The sequence below is a fragment of the Vibrio sp. 811 genome, assembly GCF_033339195.1.
In genome coordinates, this window is the sequence record NZ_JAWOUB010000987.1 from 1 (window position 1) to 510 (window position 510).

Annotated in this window: 1 pseudogene; it reads left to right on the plus strand. The window is 48.0% G+C overall.

What is annotated here, in order from left to right:
- Positions 1–510, plus strand: a pseudogene (locus tag R7Q46_RS30505) (RNA degradosome polyphosphate kinase); the annotation flags it as partial.

Below are 510 nucleotides of genomic sequence, written 5' to 3' on the forward strand. Positions count from 1 at the left end.
GACTTTTCGCTGCTCACCGCAGACCAAGAAATCACCAATGAAGTGCGCAACGTGTTTGGATACATTGAGAACCCTTATCGCCCAGTGAAGTTCAATCACTTGATGGTTTCTCCGCGTAATTCGCGCACCCAAATTTACCGCCTGATTGACAATGAAATCGCCAATGCAAAGGCGGGCAAAAAGGCCGGATTAACCATAAAGGTCAACAACCTCGTCGATAAAGGCATCGTCACCCGTCTTTACGCAGCAAGCAACGCGGGGGTAAAGATCAACATGATCATCCGCGGCATGTGCGCGTTGGTGCCTGGAATTGAAGGCGTCAGCGAAAACATTCGAATCATCAGTATCGTTGATCGCTTTTTGGAACACCCACGCGTAGTGATCACGCACAATGATGGGGATCCTCAAGTCTACATTTCATCTGCCGATTGGATGACACGAAACATCGATCATCGTATCGAAGTTGCCGCTCCTGTTCGTGATCCACGTTTGAAACAGAGAATTATTGAT